General features: G+C 65.6%; 17 protein-coding genes, 1 tRNA gene, 1 pseudogene and 1 riboswitch. Of the genes and pseudogenes, 2 read left to right on the plus strand and 17 right to left on the minus strand.

The annotated features are described in order from the left end of the window. Positions 1–3: 3 nt before the first annotated feature. From DIE15_RS22040 to DIE15_RS22075, 8 genes are all read right to left on the minus strand, one after another. A complete protein-coding gene (locus tag DIE15_RS22040; protein ID WP_124834342.1) occupies positions 4–7,635 on the minus strand; it encodes a type I polyketide synthase in 7,632 nt (2,543 codons plus the stop codon). Positions 7,636–7,900: 265 nt separating this feature from the next. Further along, positions 7,901–8,263, minus strand: a complete 363-nt coding sequence (locus DIE15_RS22045) for a hypothetical protein (protein ID WP_124834343.1) — start codon at positions 8,261–8,263, stop codon at positions 7,901–7,903. Further along, on the minus strand, positions 8,224–9,126 hold the full coding sequence (gene rfbD, locus DIE15_RS22050; RefSeq protein WP_124834344.1) for a dTDP-4-dehydrorhamnose reductase: 903 nt from the start codon (positions 9,124–9,126) through the stop codon (positions 8,224–8,226). Before rfbD ends, DIE15_RS22045 begins: the two co-directional genes overlap by 40 nt. A gap of 8 nt (positions 9,127–9,134) precedes the next feature. Then, a complete protein-coding gene (gene rfbC / locus DIE15_RS22055) occupies positions 9,135–9,686 on the minus strand; it encodes a dTDP-4-dehydrorhamnose 3,5-epimerase (RefSeq protein ID WP_057926195.1) in 552 nt (183 codons plus the stop codon). Continuing rightward, positions 9,671–10,564, minus strand: coding sequence for a glucose-1-phosphate thymidylyltransferase RfbA (gene rfbA, locus DIE15_RS22060; RefSeq protein ID WP_057926194.1), 894 nt, complete (start codon positions 10,562–10,564; stop codon positions 9,671–9,673). The genes rfbC and rfbA overlap by 16 nt, the downstream gene beginning before the upstream one ends. Before the next feature lie 11 nt (positions 10,565–10,575). Continuing rightward, the gene (gene rfbB / locus DIE15_RS22065) at positions 10,576–11,637 is read right to left on the minus strand and encodes a dTDP-glucose 4,6-dehydratase (RefSeq protein ID WP_057926193.1); all 1,062 of its coding nucleotides are present in this window, start codon (positions 11,635–11,637) and stop codon (positions 10,576–10,578) included. Positions 11,638–12,212: 575 nt separating this feature from the next. After that, positions 12,213–13,046, minus strand: a complete 834-nt coding sequence (locus DIE15_RS22070) for a class II glutamine amidotransferase (RefSeq protein WP_057926192.1) — start codon at positions 13,044–13,046, stop codon at positions 12,213–12,215. Positions 13,047–13,193: 147 nt separating this feature from the next. Continuing rightward, the gene (locus DIE15_RS22075) at positions 13,194–13,523 is read right to left on the minus strand and encodes a carboxymuconolactone decarboxylase family protein (RefSeq protein ID WP_057926191.1); all 330 of its coding nucleotides are present in this window, start codon (positions 13,521–13,523) and stop codon (positions 13,194–13,196) included. A 130-nt stretch (positions 13,524–13,653) separates the two neighbouring features. On the opposite strand from DIE15_RS22075, the gene DIE15_RS22080 reads away from it, so the two are divergent. Next, on the plus strand, positions 13,654–14,601 hold the full coding sequence (locus tag DIE15_RS22080) for an AraC family transcriptional regulator (RefSeq protein WP_124834345.1): 948 nt from the start codon (positions 13,654–13,656) through the stop codon (positions 14,599–14,601). Positions 14,602–14,834: 233 nt separating this feature from the next. Here the strand turns inward: DIE15_RS22080 and DIE15_RS22085 are convergent. The 9 genes from DIE15_RS22085 to DIE15_RS22125 form a co-directional block, all read right to left on the minus strand. Continuing rightward, positions 14,835–14,911 (minus strand) — tRNA-Lys (locus DIE15_RS22085). A 108-nt stretch (positions 14,912–15,019) separates the two neighbouring features. After that, complete coding sequence (gene ybgF, locus DIE15_RS22090; protein ID WP_124834346.1) at positions 15,020–15,769, minus strand: tol-pal system protein YbgF; 750 nt, start codon at positions 15,767–15,769, stop codon at positions 15,020–15,022. A gap of 19 nt (positions 15,770–15,788) precedes the next feature. Next, entirely contained in the window at positions 15,789–16,298 is a 510-nt protein-coding gene (gene pal / locus DIE15_RS22095; protein ID WP_057926182.1) for a peptidoglycan-associated lipoprotein Pal, read from the minus strand. A gap of 17 nt (positions 16,299–16,315) precedes the next feature. Further along, entirely contained in the window at positions 16,316–17,611 is a 1,296-nt protein-coding gene (gene tolB / locus DIE15_RS22100; RefSeq protein WP_057926181.1) for a Tol-Pal system beta propeller repeat protein TolB, read from the minus strand. Between the two features lie 109 nt (positions 17,612–17,720). Beyond that, positions 17,721–18,788: a cell envelope integrity protein TolA gene (gene tolA, locus DIE15_RS22105; protein ID WP_124834347.1), complete on the minus strand. Its 1,068-nt coding sequence runs from the start codon at positions 18,786–18,788 to the stop codon at positions 17,721–17,723. Next, positions 18,785–19,234 (minus strand): protein TolR, encoded by a 450-nt coding sequence (tolR, locus tag DIE15_RS22110; RefSeq protein ID WP_057926179.1) that lies wholly within the window; start codon positions 19,232–19,234, stop codon positions 18,785–18,787. The genes tolA and tolR overlap by 4 nt, the downstream gene beginning before the upstream one ends. Before the next feature lie 10 nt (positions 19,235–19,244). Continuing rightward, a complete protein-coding gene (gene tolQ, locus DIE15_RS22115) occupies positions 19,245–19,922 on the minus strand; it encodes a protein TolQ (protein ID WP_057926178.1) in 678 nt (225 codons plus the stop codon). Between the two features lie 144 nt (positions 19,923–20,066). Continuing rightward, a complete protein-coding gene (ybgC, locus tag DIE15_RS22120; protein ID WP_057926177.1) occupies positions 20,067–20,552 on the minus strand; it encodes a tol-pal system-associated acyl-CoA thioesterase in 486 nt (161 codons plus the stop codon). Positions 20,553–20,660: 108 nt separating this feature from the next. Next, positions 20,661–21,407 (minus strand): SDR family NAD(P)-dependent oxidoreductase, encoded by a 747-nt coding sequence (locus tag DIE15_RS22125; RefSeq protein ID WP_124834348.1) that lies wholly within the window; start codon positions 21,405–21,407, stop codon positions 20,661–20,663. A 180-nt stretch (positions 21,408–21,587) separates the two neighbouring features. Next, positions 21,588–21,688, plus strand: a riboswitch (ZMP/ZTP riboswitch). A gap of 137 nt (positions 21,689–21,825) precedes the next feature. Between DIE15_RS22125 and glyA the strand changes: the two are divergent. Continuing rightward, a pseudogene (glyA, locus tag DIE15_RS22135) lies at positions 21,826–22,133 on the plus strand (serine hydroxymethyltransferase); the annotation flags it as partial.

Genomic DNA, 22,133 nt, shown 5'->3' on the forward strand with positions numbered 1-22,133 from the left:
CGCTTATCGGATCATGCGTTGCGGCTTGTGGCCGGCCTGTTGTGCGGCCTTGATTTCGTCGGCGAACTCCGCGATCGCTTCGCTGGACACGTCCTCGGTGTGCTGGGCCACGACATGCGCGACCTGTTGCGCGACCGTGTCGGGCTCGACCGGTTCGTCGCCGCGCAGCACTTCGATCAGCCGCGTGGCAAGCTTGGTCATGGTGGGGCTCTCGGAGAGCGCCATGACCGGCAGCCGCACGCCGAAGCGGCTCTCGAGCGCGACCACCAGCTCGACGCCCATCAGCGAATCGAGGCCCATGTCGTACACCGAACGATCGGGATCGATCTTGTCGGCGGGCACGCGCAGGATCTCGCTGACTTCATGCTTGATCATGTCGATCACGGCCGGGTGAAGCTCGTCGTCGTTCAGCGTCGCCAGCAGCTCGGCGACATCGTCGCTGCCGTCGTCATCCTGGTGGGCAGTCGCGGCATCGCGCGCGACCCACGCGAACTTGGGCGTCTGTGCGCTGGGCAGGAAGCGCGACAGAGCGCGCCAGTCCAGTTCGAGCACACCCAGGTCGCCGACGTTGCCCAGCAGCATGACTTCCAGCGCATCGAGCGCCGTCGCGGCGGGCAGGGCGCTGCCGCCCATGCGGTTTTGCAGCGCGTCCTTGACCTTCTGGTTACGCGCGAGGAAGCCGGCGTCGGCAATGGCGCCCCAGCGCGGGCTGGTTGCAGGCAACCCGCGTGCGCGCCGCTGTCGGGCCAGCGCTTCGAGCCAGCCGTTTGCGGCCACATAGTTCGACTGTCCCGGGTTGCCGAACAGCGTGGTGCCCGACGAATGGAACACGAAGAAGTCGAGCGGTCGCGCACGGGTGAGCTCGTCGAGATGCAGTGCGCCGACGATCTTGGGCGCCATCACGCGTTCGATTTGCTCAGCCGTTGCGCCGCGCACGAGCCCGTCGTCGATCACCATCGCGGCATGCACGATGCCGCGCAGCGGTGGCATGTGCGCGTCGACGTGCGCGAGCAGCGCGGCGAGCGCCGCGCGATCGGTGACGTCGCACGCGGCGGCATGCACGTCCACGCCGCGTTCGCGCAGTGCGGCGATCGCTTCCTGTGCCTCGTCCGACGCGGGGCCGCTCCGGCTCACGAGCACGAGATGGCGCGCGCCCTTGTCGGCCAGCCATTGCGCAGTGCGCAGGCCGAAGCCGGACAGGCCGCCGGTGACGAGGTAGCTGGCATCGTCGCGCAAACGCAGTTCGTCCGCGGGCGCGGCGGTGTGCGCCGCCGTGCTTGCCTGCAGGCCGCGACGATAGGTAACGACGATCTTGCCGATCTGGCGCGCCTGTTGCATATGGCGGAACGCGCCAACGATATCGTTGGCGTCGAAGGCGTGATAAGGGAGCGGACGAAGCACGCCCTCCTCGAAGAGCGCCATCATCTCGCCGTACAGGCGTCGCGTCAGATCCGGCCGCTTCGACATCAACTGGTCGGCGTCGATGCCGAAGTAGCTGATGTTGTTCCGGAACGGACGCAGGCCGATGCGGGTGTTCTCGTAGAAGTCGCGTTTGCCAAGTTCCAGGAAGCGCCCGAACGGCTTGAGCGCGCGCAGGTTGCGGTTGATGGCTTCGCCCGCGAGCGAGTTGAGCACGACGTCGACGCCCTCGCCATCGGTCGCGGCGAGGATATCGTCGGCGAACTCGAGCGAGCGCGAATCGTAGATGTGCTTCACGCCCATCATTCGCAGGAAGTCGCGCTTCTCGTCCGAGCCCGCGCTCGCGTGAATCTCCGCGCCGATCCACTGCGCAAACTGGATCGCGGCGATGCCTACACCGCCGGCCGCGCCGTGGATCAGCACGCGCTCGCCGGGCTCGAGCCGGGCCAGGTGATGGAACGCGTAGTAGACGGTGAAGAACGTGCTGGGAATGGTGGCCGCCGCCTCGAACGACAGGCTGCGCGGAATGTGCGACAGCGCGCTCGGCTGGGTGACGACGCGGTTGCCGAAGCTGGCCGGCCCGAAGCCGACGACGGCGTCGCCCGGCTTGTATCCGGTGACCTTGCGGCCGACGCGCTCGACGACGCCCGAGAACTCGAGCCCGAGCGTCGGTCCGGCAAAGCCGTTTTCGATCGCCTCGTCGGACAGCAGGCCGAGCGTGTACATCACGTCACGGAAATTCAGGCCGGTGGCTTCGACGCGGATTTGCAGCTCGTCCTCGCGTACGTCGGGCAGCGTATGCGCTTCCCAGCGCAGGTTGCGTAGCTGGCCGGGCACCTCGAAGCCGAGGCGCAGTGCGGTCGCGGTATCGGTCGCGGGTGTCGCCGGCGCCGCGGAATGCGGGCGCGGATTCTTGCGCAGGCGCGGCGCATAGCGTTCACCCGACGCGCCCAGCGCGACTTCCTGTTCGCCGTCCGGCCAGAGCAGTTCGCGTGCGAGCGCTTCGAGCGGCACCGGCTCGGCTTGCGGCAGATCGACGAGGCGAACGTCGAATCCGGCGGCCTCGTTGATCATCGTGCGGCCGTACAGCCACAGCGAAGCGTCGTTCAGCGTCGCGTAGCGGCTGGTCGGCGCGCTCGGCAGGAACGGCGCGGCGCCGGCCGTCAGCAGCCACAGCGTGGTCTTCAGGCCCGCGCGCTCACATGCCGACGCGAGCCCGGCGGCCAGCGCGCAGCGCTGCACCTGGGCCTGCAGCAGGTGTTGCGGATCGTCGCCGTCGGCGAGGTTCGCGCCGTAGGCGAGGCCCGCGAGATGCACGATGCCACGAATCTCGCCGAGTTCGGCTTGCGCGCGCTGGAGTGCCGCATCCAGGTGCTCGGGTGTGACGTCTGTCTCCACGCGCACCGGCAAGCGGCGGCGGCTCGACAGATGATCGGCAAGCTTGCGTGCGGGGCCGGATTCGCCGGCCGTATGCGCATCCGCGAGAATCAGCCAGCCGCCTTGAGGCGGTTGCGGCTGCGCGACGGCGGCCGCTTCGACGGGCAAGCCGGCGGCGAGCAGATACGGGCCGCACGCGCTTTCCGGCGCGAGTTCCAGCGGCTCGTCACATTCCAGGCCGAGTTGTGCCAGCTCGGTTTGCCAGTGAGCGGCCGTGCGTTGCGGCGAGACCGGCGTGCCGTCGGTGCGCTTGGCCCACCACGCGGCGTTGCCGCCGAAGATGAAGTCCATCCACGCGGCCGGTTGCGTGCCCCACAGCAGCAGCGTGCCGCCGGGCTTGAGGCGGTTCGCGCCGTATTGCAGCGCCAGCCGGGCCGCGTCCAGGTTGCCGAAGTCGCAATGGAAGACGATCAGATCGGCGTCGCGGTTCGGGCTTGCCGCGCTGGCGTCGATCCGCTGGACCGACAATTCGGGGCAATGCTCGCGCAAGCGTTCCGCGTGTTCGAGCGCGGCATCTTCGGAGCTTGCGTAGCTGAAGTCGGCAACCGCGAAATCGAGATGGCGGCACAGGTCAGCGGCCACGCGCGATGCGCCGGCGCCGATTTCCAGAATGCCGACGCGCTGGTCGGGCGCGCGCGCGACCAGCGCCTTCTCGAGGTGCGCGCTCAGCGTGTCGGACAGCCGCTGGCTCGCCTCGTCGCCCAGCACGTAGTGCGCGAGCTCCACGGGCGTGACGTCGCGGGGGCACACGTTTGCCCACGCGGCCGCGCCAGTCAGCAGGGCGGGCAGGTGCAGGCCGACTCGGCCGGTTGCATGAACCAGCGTGAAGTAGTCGGGGTATTCGCGCAGCAGGCTGTTCCAGATGTCGCCGGTGCTGGCGCCGTCGTCTTGCGGCACATCGATCTGCCAGTCCTGCGAATCCGGCAGCCGGTGCGCGCTGCGGCCGAGCGCCCAGTCGAGCAGCGGGGCGGCGTGCGGCGCGGCATCGCGACAAGCGGTGAGCGCGGCGGCGTCCAGCCGACCGTCGGTCGACAGCGTCAGTAGCGCTTGTGCGGCATAGCGGTCGCACAACGTTTCCAGCAGCGGATCGACTTCATGCGCATAGCGTTCGAGCAGGCCGTCGGTCGCGATGGAGCGGACCGTCGCGCGCAGCGCGGGCTGCAGCGCGTTGCGTCGCAGCGCGGTGTTCGCGGGTTGCCGGCTCTGCGGATGCGGGCTCGGCGTGGCGGCGTAATCGAGGAAAGCGAGCGGTTCGCCGTGCGCCTTTGCCAGGCGCACGCTGCGAAAGCGCGCTTCGCTGACTGCCGCGATCTGCTGCCCGTGTTCGTCGAAGATCGCGAATTCGGCGGTGAGCGAATGTGGCGCCCGCTTCAGCAGGCGCGCACGCACGCGGTGCGGCGTGCCTTGCCCGGCGCGCCAGCGCAGCCGGCCGATGCGGGTCGGCACGAACGCGATGCCGTGTCCCAGCGACGGATCGTCCTTCAGCATCTGGATGATGAGCTGGAACGTGCAGTCGAGCAGGGCAGGGTGCAGCAGGCTGTGGGGCAGGCTGTCCGCCAGCGCTTGCGGCGCGTGCAGTACGGCCACCACGCTTTGCGGCGATTCGATCCAGCCGTGCGACACGGCCTGGAAGGCCGGGCCGTAGTCGAGTTCGGCCGCGCGTGTCAGCTCGAGGTGCGTGGCGCCCGTGAAGTCAGGCTCGCGCTCGGGCAGCGCAGGCGCGGTTTCGGCCAGTTGCTGCGCGTTTGCGCCCGACAGCAGGCGGCCGCTGGCGTGCACGGTCCACGGATCGGTGCTGCCGACCTGCTTGCTGCGCAGCCTGAAGCGGCCGTCGCCTTCGTCGAGCGACAGCCGGGTGATCTTGCTCGGCGTGGCCGACAGCAGCAGCGGCGCATGAATCTCCAGTTCCTCGACGTCCGCGTGGTCGCCGGGGTGCCATTGAAGCGCGGCGGCGAGCGCGATTTCCGCGAAGCCGGAGCCCGGGAAGACGGTCGCGTGGCCGACCACGTGGTCGGCGAGCCACGGCTGAAGTAGCGTATCGAGCTGGTTTTCCCATGCAGGCTGGGTCTGCTGGGTCATCTTATAGCCGAGCAGCGGATGAACGCGGCGGCGGCCGAGCTGGTTCAGCGACTCGGTAGTGACCGGGTGCCAGTAGCGCTCGCGTTGCCACGCGTACGAAGGCAGTTTGGTGCGTGCCGCGTCGCTCGGGAAGAATCGCGTCCAGTCGATCGGCACACCGCTGATCAGCGTCTGCGCGACGGCTGCCTGCACGCGTTCGGGTGCGTCGTCGGTGCGGCGGCCGGTCGGGATGCAGTGGCCGGTCTTGCCGTGCTGCTTGAGCGTCTCGTTGACGTAGTTGCGCAGCACGGGCGCCGGGCCGACTTCGATCAGCACGTTGCTGCCTTGCGTGACGAGGCTGTCGAGCGCCTGCTCGAAGCGCACCGGCACGCGAATGTTGCGCCACCAGTAGTCGGCATCGAGCACGGTGCCGTCGAGTTCGGCGCCGGCCACGGTCGAGAAGAACGGCACGCTCGCGCGCTGCGGCCGGATATGGGCCAGCGCCTGCTTGAGCGGGGCTTCGATCGGATCCATCGCACTGCTGTGGAACGCGTAATCGAGGTCGAGCTGCTTGTAGAACACGCGGCGCTCGGCGAGCACCCGGCCGACCTGCTCCAGCGCGTGCGGTGCGCCGGCCAGAGTGGCGCCCTTGGCGCTGTTGTAGCCGGCGACGCACAGCGCGTCCTGCAGGCCGAGCTCGTCGAGCAGCGCGGCGGTGGCGACGCCGTCGATACCGACTGCCGCCATGCGTCCCTTGCCCTTCGTGAGCCCCTGCTGCTGGCTGCGGTGATAGATGACCGCGACGGCATCGGCGAGCGAGAGCGCGCCGCACGCCCAGGCGGCGGCGACTTCGCCGACGCTGTGTCCGATGACGGCGGTGGGCCGCACGCCTTGCTCGGCGAGCATGCGCGTCACGCCGACCTGCAGCGCGAACAGCGCGGGCTGCGCGATTTCGGTGCGCTCGTAGACGCCGTCCTGCGCGTCGCGCTCGAACAACGCGTTGAGCGACCAGTCGGCAAGTTCGGCGAACACGCGATCGATTTCGACGATCGTCTGCTTGAAGACCGGATGCGCGAGCAGCTTGCTGCCCATTCCCGCCCATTGCGAGCCGTTGCCGGAATACACGAAGACCGGGCCTTGCGCGTCGCGCACGCCGACGCCTTCGTGGATCGACGGGTTCGCCGCATCGTCGGTGCCGAGTTGCTCGAGCAGCTGCGCGACGTGCTCGCTGTCGGTGCCGAACACGACCGCACGCTTTTCGTGCCAGTCGCGACGCAGTGCAGCTTCATGCGCGACGTCGTACAGCGCCGGTGCGCCCGGGCCGCGCAGCGTATCGGCGAGCTTGTGGGCGTTGGCCTGCAGCGCCGCGGTGCTGCGGCCGGTGACGATCATCGGCACGGCGGCCGTTGCCGTCGCGCGCGTATCCGGCGTGTTGGCCGCTTCGGCGGGCGTCTGCAGGATCACGTGCGCGTTGGCGCCGCCGAAGCCGAACGAGTTGACGCCGATGGTCAGTGTGCCGGTTTCGCGCAGCGGATACGGCTTGGTCAGGACTTCGATGTTCCAGTCGTCGAAGCGGATGTTCGGATTGAATTCCTTGATGCCGATCGTGCCCGGTACCACGCGATGCTGCAGGCTGTAGATCGCCTTGACGAGCCCGGCGACGCCGGATGCCGCTTCGAGGTGGCCGAGGTTGCTCTTGACCGACCCGATAGGCAGCGGCGCATCGGCGGCGCGGCACTGGCCGAGCGCTTGCCCGATCGCGCGGGTTTCGATCGGATCGCCCACCGGCGTGCCGGTGCCGTGGGCTTCCAGATAGTCGATCGCGCTCGGCGGAATGCCGGCCTGCTCGTAGACCTGGCGCATCAGCGCGGTCTGGGCGTCCACGCTCGGCACGGTCAGGCCCGACTTGCGGCCATCGGTGTTCACCGCGGTGCCGGCCACGACGGCGAGGATGCGGTCGCCATCGGCGACGGCCTGGTCGTAGTCCTTCAGCAGGAACAAGCCGCCGCCTTCCGAGCGCACGTAGCCGTCGCCGGATGCGTCGAATGTCTTGCAGCGCCCGTTGGGCGACAGCATCGACGCCTTCGAGAACGTGATGAAGCCGTACGGATGCAGGTGCAGGCTGACGCCGCCCGCGATCGCATGGCTGATCTCGCCGTTGGCGATCGCGCGGCAGGCGAGGTGGAAGGCCACCATCGCCGACGAGCACGCGGTATCGATGGCCAGGCTCGGGCCACGCAGGTCGAAGACGTAGGACAGGCGGTTGGCCGCGATGCTGGCCGTATTGCCGGTCGCCATGGACGCATCGACCGTCGCGAGGTCGTCCGCCATCCGGTACGAATAATCCGCGCTGGCGATGCCGACGAACACGCCGCAGTCACTGCCGCGCAGCGACGAAGGCTTGATGCCGGCGCTTTCGATGCTTTCCCAGCCGAGTTCCAGCAACAGTCGTTGCTGCGGATCCATCAGAGCGGCTTCGCGTGGCGAAATGCCGAAGAAATCCGCATCGAAACCGGAGACGTCGCCGATCGAACCTGCGGCGAACGTGTAGGCGGTACCCGGATGTTCCTTGGCCGGATGCAGATAAGCGTCTTTCGACCATCTGCCGGCTTCGACTTCGGTGACGCAGTCCTTGCCGTTGAGCAGGTCGTTCCAGTAGTGACGACTATCTGTTCCAGGAAATCGAAACGCCAATCCGACTAAAGCGACGCATTTGCTCATGTGCTTGTATCTTTCTTACTGGCTGACTGCGTGATTTCCCTGTTATTGCATGCGAAAAGCAAGGCGGCCCGGGGGTTGTACGGCAGATGAGAGGGGGAGATTGACCATGCCCGCCAGCTTTGGACATGGACGCGACCCGCGATTTTATCTCGAAAACTATGTTTCACCCTAGAACGTCTCGAAATTTGCGGACCGGTCGGACGCGGTATGGTAGCGCAGCTTCGATTGAAGGGGCGGATCGGCGCGGGGATGTAAACAGTTCTAATCAATATCTCGTTATTGCTTCCGGCCAGTCGTGCGAATGGCGCTCGCCGAACACATGTTTGATACGTGATCGCATGAAATGAGGAATATTTTGCATCAAAAGGGGGCGGTCGGATGCTGGATCGGGTATTTTTTGCCGATTGCTGGCGGGATGGCGCACGGGTGCTGAACGTTGCGGCGTGCCGCGCATTTGAATAGAAATGCTGTGCGCGGATATTTCCGGGATGGACGACGCTACAACCGGAATGGCCGGAATATGCATTCCATAATAATGCGAAATAATCCGCCAGCCGCGATTCAGCGAGAAACGGCTGGCGGTGCGCTTTAAATCTCTTTCATGCAGAGTTCGAGCGCGGTTTCCCAATCCGGTGCGCCGAGGCCGAAGTGCTCGGCTAGTTTCGCATTCGACATGCGGGAATTGGCCGGACGTGCCGCGGGCGTCGGATAAGCGCTGGCGGGAATCGGTGCCACCGACGGCTTCTTCGGGAGATTCGACAGACGGAAGATCGCTTCCGCGAATCCGTGCCACGACGTCGAGCCGCCCGCGCACAGGTGATAGATGCCGGAATGCGTGCGCCACCATTCGTCCCGGCCGGCCGCGCCTGCACCGATGGCCTGCGCGGCGACGTTCGCGCTCAGTGCGGCGATCGTCTTGGACCACGTGGGTGCGCCGATCTGGTCGGCGACGATCTTCAGCTCGTCGCGCTCGGCGCCCAGGCGCAGCATGGTCAGCAGGAAGTTCTTGCCGCGCGTGCCGTACACCCAGCTCGTGCGGAAGATCAGGTGCGCGCATCCCGATGCCGCGATCGCCTGTTCGCCCGCCAGCTTGGTCTCGCCGTAGACGTTTTGCGGATCGACGGGGTCATCCTCGACGTACGGGCCGTTCTTCGTGCCGGCAAACACGTAGTCCGTCGAGTAATGAATCAGCGCCGCGCCGATGCGCTTCGCTTCTTCCGCGAGCACGGCGGGTGCTTCCGCATTCAGCCGCGTGGCCAGCGCGACGTCGTTCTGCGCCTGGTCCACGGCCGTATAGGCGGCCGGGTTGACGATCAGGTCCGGCTTGACTTCGCGCACGACGTCGCGCACCTGATCGAGATTCGACAGGTCGAGCCGGCTGCGATCCAGTGCGACGACCTTGCCGAGACCCTGCAGGCTGCGCGCGAGCTCGAACCCGACCTGACCGTTGATGCCGGTGAGCAGGATGGTCCGCTGTTCGGGGGATTGCATGGCGCCGCTCATGCGTAGCACTCGGCTTCGACGAGTCGCTTGCCCGCTGCATCCTTCGCCGCCAGCACCGGCTCGCCGTCGAACGGCCATTGAATGCCGATCTCCGGATCGTTCCACAGCAGGCTGCGTTCGTGCTCCGGGAACCAGTAGTCGGTCGTCTTGTACAGGAATTGCGCGGACTCGGACAGCACCACGAAGCCGTGCGCGAAGCCGGGCGGCACCCAGAGCTGGCGGTGGTTGTCGGCGGACAGCGTCACGCCGATCCACTTGCCGAAGTTCGGGGAGCTGCGCCGGATGTCGACCGCGACGTCGAACACCTCGCCTTCGACCACGCGCACGAGTTTGCCCTGCGCGTGTTCGATCTGATAGTGCAGCCCGCGCAGCACGCCTTTCGCCGAGCGCGAATGGTTGTCCTGCACGAACTCGACGCCGGTTTCGACGAGTTCCGCGAATTCGCGGCCGTTGAAGCTCTCGTAGAAGTAGCCGCGCGCGTCGCCGAATACCTTCGGCTCGACGATCTTGACTTCGGGGAGTGCCGTAGCAGTTACCGTGATGGCCATGCAACCTGATCCGTAAGAATGTTCAGCAAATATTTACCGTAGCCGTTTTTCGACAGCGGCTGCGCGAGCTTCTGCACTTGCTCCGCATCGATCCAGCGCTTGCGGAACGCGATTTCTTCGGGGCAGGCGACGACCAGGCCTTGCCGCTTCTGCAGCGTCGCGATGAAGCTTGCCGCCTCGATCAGCGAATCGTGCGTGCCGGTGTCGAGCCATGCATAGCCGCGTCCCATGATCTCGACGTTCAGCGCGCCGTCTGCAAGATAGCGCGAATTCACGTCGGTGATTTCGAACTCGCCGCGCGGCGACGGCTTGATGTCGGCCGCGATGTCGCACACGCGGTTGTCGTAGAAGTAGAGACCGGTGACGGCGTAGTTCGAACGCGGTTTTGCCGGCTTCTCTTCGATCGACAGCGCGCGGAATTCGTCGTCGAACTCGACGACGCCGTAACGCTCCGGATCGTGCACGTGATACGCGAACACCGTCGCGCCCGTGTCCTGTGCGTCCGCACGCTCGAGCTGTTTCGCCAGATCGTGACCGTAGAAGATGTTGTCGCCGAGGATCAGCGCCGACGGATCGTTGCCGACGAAATCCTTGCCGATCACGAACGCCTGCGCGAGACCGTCAGGCGACGGCTGCACTGCGTACTGGATGTTCATCCCCCACTGGCTGCCGTCGCCGAGCATCGATTCGAAGCGCGGCGTGTCCTGCGGCGTCGAGATGATCAGCACGTCGCGGATGCCCGCGACCATCAGCGTCGACAGCGGGTAATAGATCATCGGCTTGTCGTACACCGGCAGCAGCTGCTTCGACACGGCGTGCGTGATCGGATACAGCCGGGTGCCGGACCCGCCGGCGAGAATAATGCCCTTGCGTGCCATGTCCGTTGCCCTTACGCGCGTTGCGCGTAGTTCGTTGCGACCCACTTGCGGTAGTCGCCCGAAGCGACTTCGTCGACCCATTCCTGGTTGTCCAGGTACCAGCGCACCGTTTTCGCGAGGCCCGTTTCGAACGTTTCGGCGGGCTTCCAGCCGAGCTCGCGCTCGAGCTTGCGCGCATCGATCGCATAACGACGATCGTGGCCGGGACGATCCGTCACGTAGGTAATCTGGTCGCGATACGAGCCGGCCTGTTTCGGCCGCAGCTCGTCGAGCAGGTCGCACAGCGTATGCACGACTTCAAGGTTCTTCTTCTCGTTCCAGCCGCCAACGTTGTACGTTTCGCCGGTCTGGCCGCGAGCGAGCACCTCGCGAATCGCGCTGCAGTGGTCGCCGACATACAGCCAGTCACGCACGTTCTGGCCGTCGCCGTACACCGGCAGCGGCTTGCCGGCGAGCGCGTTGGCGATCATCAGCGGGATCAGCTTCTCAGGGAACTGGTACGGGCCGTAGTTGTTCGAGCAGTTCGTGGTCAGCGTCGGCAGGCCGTACGTATGCTGATAGGCACGCACGAGATGGTCCGAACCGGCCTTGGTGGCCGAATAGGGACTGTTCGGCGCGTACGGGGTCGTTTCGGAGAACTGCGGATCGGTGGCCGACAGCGAACCGAATACTTCGTCGGTGGAAACGTGCAGGAAACGGAATGCGGCCTTGTCCGCTTCAGGCAGCGTATTCCAGTACTGGCGCGCCGCTTCGAGCAGCGTGAACGTGCCGACGACGTTGGTTTGCACGAAATCCGCCGGCCCGTGAATCGAGCGATCGACGTGGCTTTCCGCAGCGAAATGCAGGACCGCGCGAGGCTTGTATTCGGCGAACAGCGCGTCGAGCGCCGCGCGGTCACAAATGTCTGCTTGCGCGAACACGTGCTTCGCGTTTCCGTGCAGCGATTTTAACGTTCCGAGATTGCCCGCATAGGTCAGTTTGTCGACGTTCAGTACCGATTCGTCCGATTGACGCAGCCAGTCCAGCACAAAGTTGGCGCCGATAAACCCGGCACCACCTGTAACCAATATCATGTAGCCTCTTTTATATGTTAATGGCAGCGAATCCTGCCTTGCTCTCGTTCGTGTACGTTGCCCTCGATTGATGCAGGGCGAAGAATATCAAGAAAAAATCGTGCAGGCCCGGCGGACATGCCCGCGTATTCTTGGGCATTCCTTGGCGGCGACGCATGCACCAGCCGGGCGGTTTGCATTGCAAGACTATTAATTCTCTATGCCGCGGGACCCACCCTGCACCTGTTGTGTGCGGCGTATCACGACGTCCCGTCCTCTCGCGTGTGATTCGTCAGACATGCTGTCGCACGCAAACATTTGCGCGGACCGCAGCAAAGAAACAGCAGGCGGGGCTCGAGGCAGAATGTGATGAGTTTTTGGCGCCGGTTAAAATCGATGGCAACTATATCATGCTCGATTCGTTGGGTGCGAATCAGACATTTATATCGCGATTTAAAACTGACATGTTTTTGCTTTACCGCCATGGTCTTGATGCCGCTGCGACCGTTGCTGCGCTTGCCGGGTTACTCGTCGAAACCGGTTCTATCTAGATGCATTCCGCGCATCGACGCTGATACCTGAAGTACCGCTTCGGCCTACTTATGCCGCGGATTAAACGGCCGCTGCTGCACATCCGCCCCATGCGCGACGATCGCCGTGCTTTCCGGCACTTCCTCCCATGCCCCGCGCAGGTCGACGAGCGGTTCCGAGACGACCATGAACGCGTCGTCGCCCGCTTCGGCGATGCGCGGATTGTGCGGATAGAGTTCGTGCAGGTGCTTGAACGACGTGCTGTGGAACAGCGAGCGCGATTGCCGTTCGCTCGAGTAGCGCACCGCGATGATCCGGTCACCGTCCGTCGTGCAGATCGTCATGTTGAGCGGCTCGGCGACGCGATACCGCGCGGCGGTTTCCTCGACCATGCCGACCATCCGCTCGAGCGCAGCCAACGGCGTTTGCTCGAGGCCGTAGGTCAGTGCGAGTCGAAACATCAGTTCGGAGTCGGTCGAGCCTTCGAGCGTCGGGAACAGCGCCGGGTCGACCTTCATCGTCAGGTCGCGGCGCAGCTTGTGGAAATCGCGGATCAGCCCGTTGTGCGCGAAGAGCCATCGGCCGTGGCGGAACGGGTGGCAGTTGGTTTCCTGGACAGGCGTATCGGTCGCCGCGCGAATGTGCGCGATGAACATCCGCGAGCGGATCGCACGCGCGGCTTCGCGCAGGTTGCGGTCGTTCCATGCGGGATGCACTGAGCGGTAGCGGAACGGCAGTTCGTCGGGGTGGCCGTACCAGCCGATGCCGAACCCGTCGCCATTGGTGGTCGTGGCGCCCAGCTCCGAATGCAGGCTCTGGTCGATCAGCGAATGCTTCGCGCGAAACAGTACGGTCTCGAGATGAATCGGATTACCCGTATAGGCGAGCCAGCGGCACATGGGGCGCTCCTCCGCGATGAGTCTTCGCGCATGGTAGCCGACTTCGCGACACCGCTTACGCGACCGCGGCGCGCCCGTCGGTTGGCCGGCAGTGCCGGCCGATCGTCGGTAAAGGATGCGGCGGGCGCCGCACCCTTCATGCGCGCGTCACTCGCCGAGCGCGTCCATCACGCGGGCCGAGTAGACGAGCGCCGCACCCGCGTTCAGCGCGATCGCGACGCCGAGTGCTTCTGCCACTTCCTCCTTGGTCGCGCCATGCTTCGCGGCTTCGGCCGTGTGCACCGCGATACAGCCGTCGCAGCGCGTCGTGACGGCCACCGCGAGCGCGATCAGTTCGCGTGTCTTCGCGTCGAGATGGCCCGTCTTGGCACCGGCGCCGGACAGCGCCTTGTAGCCGGCCAGCGTGTCGGGCGACAGTTTGGCGATATCGCCGATGCGGGTCGAGAGTTCCTTCCGGTATTCGTTCCAGTTCAGCATGATGCGTCCTTTCGAGAAGAGGTGGGTCAGGCGGCGGATGCCGCGATCTCGGGCGATGCAGGACTTATTCTGATCGTTCGCGCTGAGGGTTTCGATACGTTAGAGTGTCAATTTTTAGCGCAAACGTCTCATGGACGCGTTGAGTCAACTGTTGTCGCTGGGCCGCAGCCATGTCGAGCTCGACGTGCGCTGCCTGCTCGACGGCCCGTTCGCGATGCCGCACGACCCGTTGCCGCCCGGCGAGGCGGCGTTTCATCTGTTGCTGTCCGGAACGTGCCGGTTGCGCACGGCCGACGGGCGCACGCTGCGGCTGGCCGACGGCGACTTCGTGCTGCTGCCGGCGGGCGACGCGCACGATTTGTCGGATGCGGACGGTGGCCGCGCCAGGTCGGTCGCGTCGCTGCGCGAAGTGGGCGAGGCCAGTGGAGCGGTGCTGCCGGTCAAGTCGAACCGCGATCCCGCGGATGCGGGCGAGGCGGGTGTCGACCTGCTCTGCGGGCGCTTCGTCTATGCACGCGGCGCCGGTGAATTGCTGATGCGCACGCTACCGCGCGTGCTGCACGTCGGGCTGCGCGAGGCGTCGGGGCTGGCGTCGCTGCAACTGCTGACGAGCGTGCTGCGCGCGGAGGCATCGAATGCGCAGCCGGGCGGGCGCGCCATCGTGAACGCGCTCGGACAGGCGCTGCTCGCCTATGCATTGCGCGCGTACGGCCGCGATGCGCGCGTGCCGGCCGGCTGGCTCGCGCTCGCTGCCGATGCGCGGCTCGGCCCGTCGGTCCAGGCCGTGCTGCAAACGCCGGCGAAGCCGTGGACGGTCGAATCGCTCGGCGCGGCATCCGCGATGTCGCGCGCGACCTATGCGCGGCATTTCCGCGAGAAGGCAGGGATGAGCGTTGGCGCGTTCGTCGCGCAGATCCGGATGATGCATGCGTGCGCGCTGCTGCAGGACACGCAGCGCGGGCAAGCGGAAATCGGGCAGGCGGTCGGCTATCAGTCGGAGGCGGCGTTCGGCAAGGCGTTTCGCGCGGTGCTCGGCACGACGCCGGGGCGCTGGCGGCGTGCGCAACGCGGCACGTAAGGCTGCAAGCGCGATCGTCGTGTGATGCGGTAGCCGCCGTTCGTATTCGTCGCGGCGTCGTGGGCCGCCCGTATCGCGCCAACCCGCATGCACCGGCGAACCGCAGGCTCCCCGTCCGGACGACTGAGTCGAAATCGGCGCGAGCATCATCGAGATGCCGAGCCGAACACGGCAGGAAGCAGACGCAAAAAAGCCTCCGCTTGGGAGGCTTTAATTGCACTATCAAAGATAGTTGGTAGGGTGGGAGGGACTCGAACCCTCGACTCTCTGATTAAAAGTCAGATACTCTAACCAACTGAGTTACCACCCCACGTTCTTGAAACCTGTTAGTCCGTTGCGCTAACAACTCTCGCAGCGACCTAAAGAGCAAAAAATTATAGCGACGGATTGCGAGTCTGTCAACAACCCGCCGCGATAATCATTTGATGCTCTCGATCTTGCCCTGCGCCGTCTGCGCAGCGTTCGACCCGGCGTACTGCGACACGACCTGCTCGAACGTCTTCTTCGCGGCCGCCTTCTGGCCTTGCTCGAGCTGGTTCGTCCCGATTGCGACGAGCGCGTCGGCCGCGCGCGGATGCTGCGGATACTTGCTCACGATCGCTTGCCACGTCGCAGTCGAGCCGCGGTAGTCGCGCAGCGCGTATTGCGCATTGCCGAGCCAGTACTGCGCGGTCGGCTGGTACGGGCTCTGCGGATACTTCGCGATGAAGCTGCGGAACGATGCCGCGGCCGCCTTGAAGTTGCCGTTGCGGAACTGCTGCTGCGCCGCGCTGAGCGCATCCGTTTCACCCGGCTGCACGGTGCCTTCGACACCATCGATCGTCGCCTGTTGCGGCTCGAACTTCTTGAGTCGCGTGTCGAGATCCTGGTAGTACTCCTTCTGCTGCCGTTCGAGCGTCGTCAGCCGGTTCGTCAGATCCTCGTTCTCGCCGCGCAGCGTCGCGACCTGCTGGTTGAGCTGGTCGAGACGGCCGGATTGATCGAGGATCGTACGCTGGGCGGCCGACAACTGACTGGCCAGGTTGTCGGTCTTGCTGCGCAGGTCGAGCACGGCGCGGCGCGCTTCGTTGTCGTCGAACACGCCGGCGTGCGCCGGCGCGGCCGACCACGCCGCGCCGGCGACGCAGAATGCTGCGGCAACGCGCAGCAGGGATACACGGTGCGTCATACGGCGATTCTTCCGTTACTTACTGTTGGTAGACGAGGTCGGCGCGACGGTTCTGCGCCCACGATGCTTCGTCGTGACCCGTTGCCTGCGGCTTTTCCTTGCCGAGGCTCACGGCTTCCATTTGCGAATCGTTCACGCCGAGCAGTGCCATCGCGCGACGGACGGCTTCCGCACGCTTCTGGCCCAGCGCGAGGTTGTACTCGCTCGTGCCGCGTTCGTCGGTGTTGCCCTGGATCAGCACGTGACGCTGCGGGTGGCTCTTCAGGTACTGAGCGTGCTGCTGCATCAGCGGCTGGTACTCGTCCTTCACCGAATAGCTGTCGAAGTCGAAGTAGATGCTGCGCTTCGCGAGCGGGCTGTTCGGGTCGTTCAGCGGATCGACGTTCACTTGCGCGACGTTGTCGGCGCTCGGCTGCGTGCTCATCGCGCCCGCATTGGCCTTGTCGTCGAGCTTCACGCCCGACTTGCACGCTGCGAGCGCGCTGATCATCATCACGGCCAGGGCCAGACGAGCTTTATTCGACATCATGGTTACTCTCCTTGTGGTCATTGCATGAAGGGCCCCCACGACGGCTCACGAACGGAGCCGCCCTGGACGGACAGGATCTGCGGCGGCGCGCTGCCGTCGGAGGGCACTGCTGCCAGCACGTTGCGACCACCCGACTGGGTAGCGTAGAGAAGGTACTGGCCGTTTGCCGCGAAGCTCGGCGATTCGTCGCGATTGGTATTCGTGATGGCGTTCGCCGCGCCGGTTTGCAGATCCTGAACGTACAGCTTGAACCCCCCACCCGTGCGGGAGATGTAGGCAAGCAGCTTGCCGTCCGGGCTGATGCGCGGACTGGTGTTGTAGCTGCCGGTGAAGGTCACGCGTTGTGCCGAGCCGGCGCTTTCGCCTTGCGCGGGCATCCGGTAGATCTGCGGCGCACCGCCGCGATCGCTCGTGAAATAGATCCAGCGGCCGTCCGGCGAGTAGAACGGCTCGGTGTCGATCGAGCTGCTCTGCGTGAGCCGGCGCAGACCGCCGCCGTTCGCATTGACCGTATAGATTTGCGTATTGCCCGTCAGCGACAGTGCGACGGCCAGCGTGTTGCTGTCCGGCGACCACGCCGGGGCGCTGTTGTTGCCCTTCTGGTCCGAGACCATGTAGCGGCGGCCGGTCGGCAGGTCATGGATGTAGACGATCGGCTTCTTGCGCTCGAACGACACGTACGCGACCTTCGTTCCGCTCGGCGACCACGCCGGCGAGATGATCGGCTCGGTGCTCGACAGCGCGATGCGCGCGTTCTGGCCGTCCGAATCCGAAATCTGCAACTGGTAGCGGTTGCCGGTCTTGATCACGTACGACAGGCGCGTGGCGAACACGCCGCGCACGCCGAGCAGCTTCTGGTAGATGTAGTCGGCGATCTTGTGGCCGGCCGTGCGCAGCGTGGTGTCGTTCGCCGTCAGCGACAGGCCGCCGAGGCTTTGCTGCTTCACGGTGTCGTACAGGATGAAGTTCACCTTGTACTGGCCGTTCGCTTCGCGGTTCACGCTGCCGGCGACGAACGCGTTCGCGCCCTTGGCCTTCCACGCGCCGAGATCGACCGAAGCGGTCTCGGGCACGGGCGTGCTACCTGCGTCGATATTGGTGAATTTGCCGCTGCGCGCGAGGTCCGCGCGGACGATCGACGTGACCTGCTGCGGCAGGCCGGCCTCGTTCGCGAAGTTCGCGGTGGCGATGGGGAACTGGGTCGAACCGACGCCGGTGATCAGCACGTTGACCTGCGCGTTAGCGGCGCCGCCGGCCGCAATCAGACACGAGGCCACGAGTGCCCTGAAACCTAGTTTCGTCATCAAACTCATGCTTCTTGCTTCCCATGTGACTTGGATCGCTGCGCAACCGCAGAGACAGTAAAAATACCCGATTCGTTCCCGTCCGGCAGCGACGCACGGAGTGTAAGCGCATTTCCGCTCACTCCGCCGCCTTGAAGGTAATCGTAATACTGGACGGGGTATGACCGTCAGTATCGGGCGGTAACGGGACCGACGCCTGGATTGCATTGACGACCGCTTGATCCCACCCCGAATTGCCGCTCGGCCGCGAGACCGATACGCTCAACAGGTCGCCCGAGGGCGTACAGCGGATCTTGACGATCGTCGTGAGCCCCGCGCGCTCGCCACCCCAGACGATGTTCGGCTTCACGCGCCGGCGCACCTTGTCGGCATAGCCGGGCGACGCGGCATTGCCGCCGGAACCCGTACCAGTGCCACTTTTCGCGAGCCCTTGGCCGCCGCCTTCGCCGGCACCCGCCAGGCCCTGCATCTGCGCAAGCCGCGCATTCCGTTCCCGGTCGAGCTTCGCTGTTGCTGCTGCATCGGCCTTCGCGCGCGCAGCCGCTTCGGCCTTTGCCTTGGCCTGGGCGTCCGCCTTTGCCTTCGCGGCCGCGTCGGCCTTGGCCTTCGCCGCCTGCTGGGCTTCCAGCTGCGCCTGCTTCTGCTGCTGCAGTTTCTGCTGCTGAAGCTTCTGCTGTTCGAGCTTCTGCTGCTCCACGAGCTGCTGTTGCTTGAGCTTGTCCGCCTGCTTCTGCTTTTCGCGCTCGGCGGCCTTTTGCGCGGCGAGCGCGGCGGCCTGCTGGGCTGCGAGCTGCTCGCGCCGGGCTTCCTCTTGCTGCGTTTTCAACTGCTGCGCGCGGCGCTGCTGTTCGAGCAGCGCTTCGCGCGCGGCCGCTTCCTGTTGCCGTTTCTTCTGCTGCAGTGCAATGTCCGCCTGCTCGTCACGGACCGGGGGAGGGGGCGGTGCGAGCTTCGCGGGCGGCGTGGGCGTGACGACGGGCCGCGGTGCGGGGACGTCGGGCACCTCGGTCCACAGCTCGGCTTCGGCGCCGGCCGGCGTGCTGTTTTGCCACTGCACGCCGTGATAGAGGAACAGCGCGAGCAGCACGTGCATCAGCGCGGCGAGCGCGAACGCGCGCCAGGTGCCGCGCTCGCGAGGGGGCTGAGACGGGTAGGCGTTGCTGCGCGTGGATTGCTGCCGGTTCATTGCGATTTGACGAGGAGGCCGACGCGCTTGACGCCGCGCGCCTTCAGATCCGACATCACGGTCATGACTGCATCGTACTGCACGGTCTTGTCGGCCGCGATCACGACCGGCTGGTCGGGATGATCGGCCTGCCGGGCCGAGATGAAGCTGTCGAGCTCGGCCTTGGTCATCGTGTCTTCCTGCGTCGCGCCGGCGTCGCCCTTGTACTTGACGCTCATCGTGCGGTCGGCCTTGATGTTGACGACGACGGGCGGCGTCTGTTCCTGCGGCGCTGCATTGCCGACGGTCGGCAGATTGATGATCGACGGGGCCACGAGCGGTGCCGTGACCATGAAGATCACGAGCAGCACCAGCATCACGTCGATATACGGCACGACGTTGATGTCGGCCATCGCGCGACGCGAGCGGCCGCCGCGCATGCTGGATCGAATGGGACTTCCTGCCATGGCGTGCTCCTTACTGGGCCTGACGCTGCAGGATGTTCGAGAACTCTTCGATGAAGGTCTCGAAGCGGATCGCGAGGCGGTCGATGTCGTGCGCGTAGCGGTTGTACGCGACCACCGCCGGAATCGCGGCGAACAGGCCGATCGCGGTGGCGACGAGCGCCTCGGCGATGCCCGGTGCGACGTTCGCGAGCGTGGCCTGCTGCACGTTCGCGAGGCCGCGGAACGAGTTCATGATCCCCCACACGGTGCCGAACAGACCGATGTACGGGCTGACCGAGCCGACCGACGCGAGGAACGCGAGGTTCGCTTCGAGCACGTCCATTTCGCGCTGGAACGATGCGCGCATCGCGCGGCGCGCACCGTCGAGCACGAGGCCCGGGTCGCTGATCCGCTTTTCCTTTGCCTTCAGGAATTCACGCATCCCCGATTCGAAGATCCGCTCGAGCGCGCCGATCGTGTGGCGGTTGTTGGCCGCGCTCTGATACAGCGCCTGCAAGTCGCCGCCCGACCAGAAATCCCTTTCGAAGCGTTCGGTCTGCGCGCGTGCGCGGCGGATCGCGAACCACTTGCGGAAAATGAAGGTCCACGACATCAGCGACAGCAGCAACAGCAGCCCCATCACGGCCTGGGCCAGCACGCTCGCGTTGAGGACGAGGGAAATGATCGACAGGTCTTGAGTTGTGTTCATAGAGGTTTGAGTAACGTCCCTTCGGGGGTGCCCGGCGAGGGCGCACGGTATGCGTGCGGTGCGGCGCGCCGGTCAGGCCTGGCGCCGAACCTTGCTTAGTATCGATTCAGGAAGGCAAGTTCATAGGCTTTGTCTAAACGGTGCTCATGCGAGCTTCGTTGACAATACAGTTTGCCCGGCGTCGATGACGGGCCCGCGTTGCAGCACGTCGAGCACGGCCGGCGGGATCGCCGCGGGCCGGATGCCGGTTCGGTCCACGCAGCCGAGGCGGATGTGTCCGGCGACGAGCAGCGTGTCGCCACGCCAGGCTTCCTGTGTGAATTCCACCGATGCGCGGCCGATGCGTCCGGGCCGGCTCGTGATCGTCAGTGCGTCGTCGAGTCGCGCCGGCGCGCGGTAGTCGAGCGACGTGCTGCGGACGATGAAGATCGCGTCCGTATCGTCTGCGAGCCGACGCTGGTCGATGCCGCACGCGCGCAGCCATTCGGTGCGGGCGCGCTCGAAGAATTTCAGGTAGTTGGCATAGAAGACGATGCCGCCTGCGTCGGTATCCTCGTAGTACACGCGTACCGGCCAGGTGAAGCCGGAGGGCGCGTCCGGGGAGCGGGTAGGCTGAGTCATGGCGCGCATTTTACCGGAAGGCCGGAGCCGGATTCGTAACCGATTCGTAACGGAATGTAGTATGCGGTAGCACGCCGCAGGCCGGCCGGAGGCGGGCCCGCGGCTGTGCCCGGCGTATCAGCCGCGATGGATCGTGAGGCCGGCCGGAGCCTGGGCGACCGGCATCATTTCGATCGTGTTGATGTTGACGTGCGCGGGGCGCGTCGCGATCCAGTAGATCGTGTCGGCGATGTCCTCGGCCGTGAGCGGCTGGACGTTCTGGTAGACGTTCGCCGCCTTTGCATCGTCGCCGCGGAAGCGGATGTTCGAGAATTCCGTGCCGCCGCACAGGCCCGGCTCGATGTCGGTTACGCGCAACGGGGTGCCGATCAGGTCGGCGCGCAGGTTCAGGCTGAATTGTCGGACAAAAGCCTTGGTTGCGCCGTATACGTTCCCGCCCGGATACGGATAGGTGCCGGCGACCGAACCGAGGTTGAAGATGTGGCCGCGGCCTCGCGCGATCATCCCGGGCAGCAACGCGTGCGTGACGGTCACGAGGCCCGAGCAGTTCGTGTCGATCATGGTCTGCCACTCGTCGAGGCTGGCCTTGTGGGCCGGCTCGACGCCGAGCGCGAGACCGGCGTTGTTGACGAGCACGTCGAGTGCGGCGAATTCGGCGGGAAGGGCGGCCGGCACGGCTTCGACGGCTGCGCGGTCGCGTACGTCGAGCTCCAGCGGCAGCAGCGCGTCGCCGAGTTCGGCCGCGAGCGCATCGAGACGATCCTTGCGGCGCGCGGTTGCGACGACGCGGTGGCCGCCCTTGACGAAGGCACGGGCGATGGCGGCGCCGAAGCCGGCGGACGCGCCTGTGACGAACACGATCATTGCTGCTCCTGGTCGGTAACAAAGTGGCGGATAGTATCCCGCAAGCCTACTGAGATTGCCGCACCGCGGCAAGGCGCCAAAGCGTGTCGGGGCGGGTGCGTAGAGTCTGGCCCTTATTGTTTCGGGGCCGCTGCCGTGCGGTTGCCTATTCATGACGCATCCAATACACTAACGCGCTCATCACCCCTGCGTGACTGGCGATAGAACCCTTCGGGTTCAAGGTGGAGCATCCCACCGTGAAGCGCGGGGCGCCGTTTTTGCCGTTCGCCTGGGCAGCCGTTGTGCGCCGTTGCGTGCATCGCCGGTGGCTGTCCTGTCTCGCGTCATACGGATTCTTCCGCCACGTCGAGCTGGTTCCGCCAGCAGCGCAATGTACTCGGCCACCCCGGTCAACCTGTACACACTTAACGGAAACCGTATGTTTGACAGAGCCCAAAGCACCATCGCGAACGTCGATCCCGAAATCTTTGCAGCGATCGAGCAGGAAAACCGCCGCCAGGAAGATCACATCGAGCTGATCGCGTCGGAAAACTACACGAGCCCGGCCGTGATGGCCGCACAGGGCTCGCAGCTCACGAACAAGTATGCGGAAGGTTACCCGGGCAAGCGTTACTACGGCGGCTGTGAATACGTCGACGTGGTCGAGCAGCTGGCGATCGACCGCGTGAAGCAGCTGTTCGGCGCGGAAGCCGCGAACGTGCAGCCGAACTCGGGTTCGCAGGCGAA

The organism is Burkholderia sp. Bp9031 (assembly GCF_003857965.1).
Lineage (GTDB): Bacteria > Pseudomonadota > Gammaproteobacteria > Burkholderiales > Burkholderiaceae > Burkholderia > Burkholderia ambifaria_A.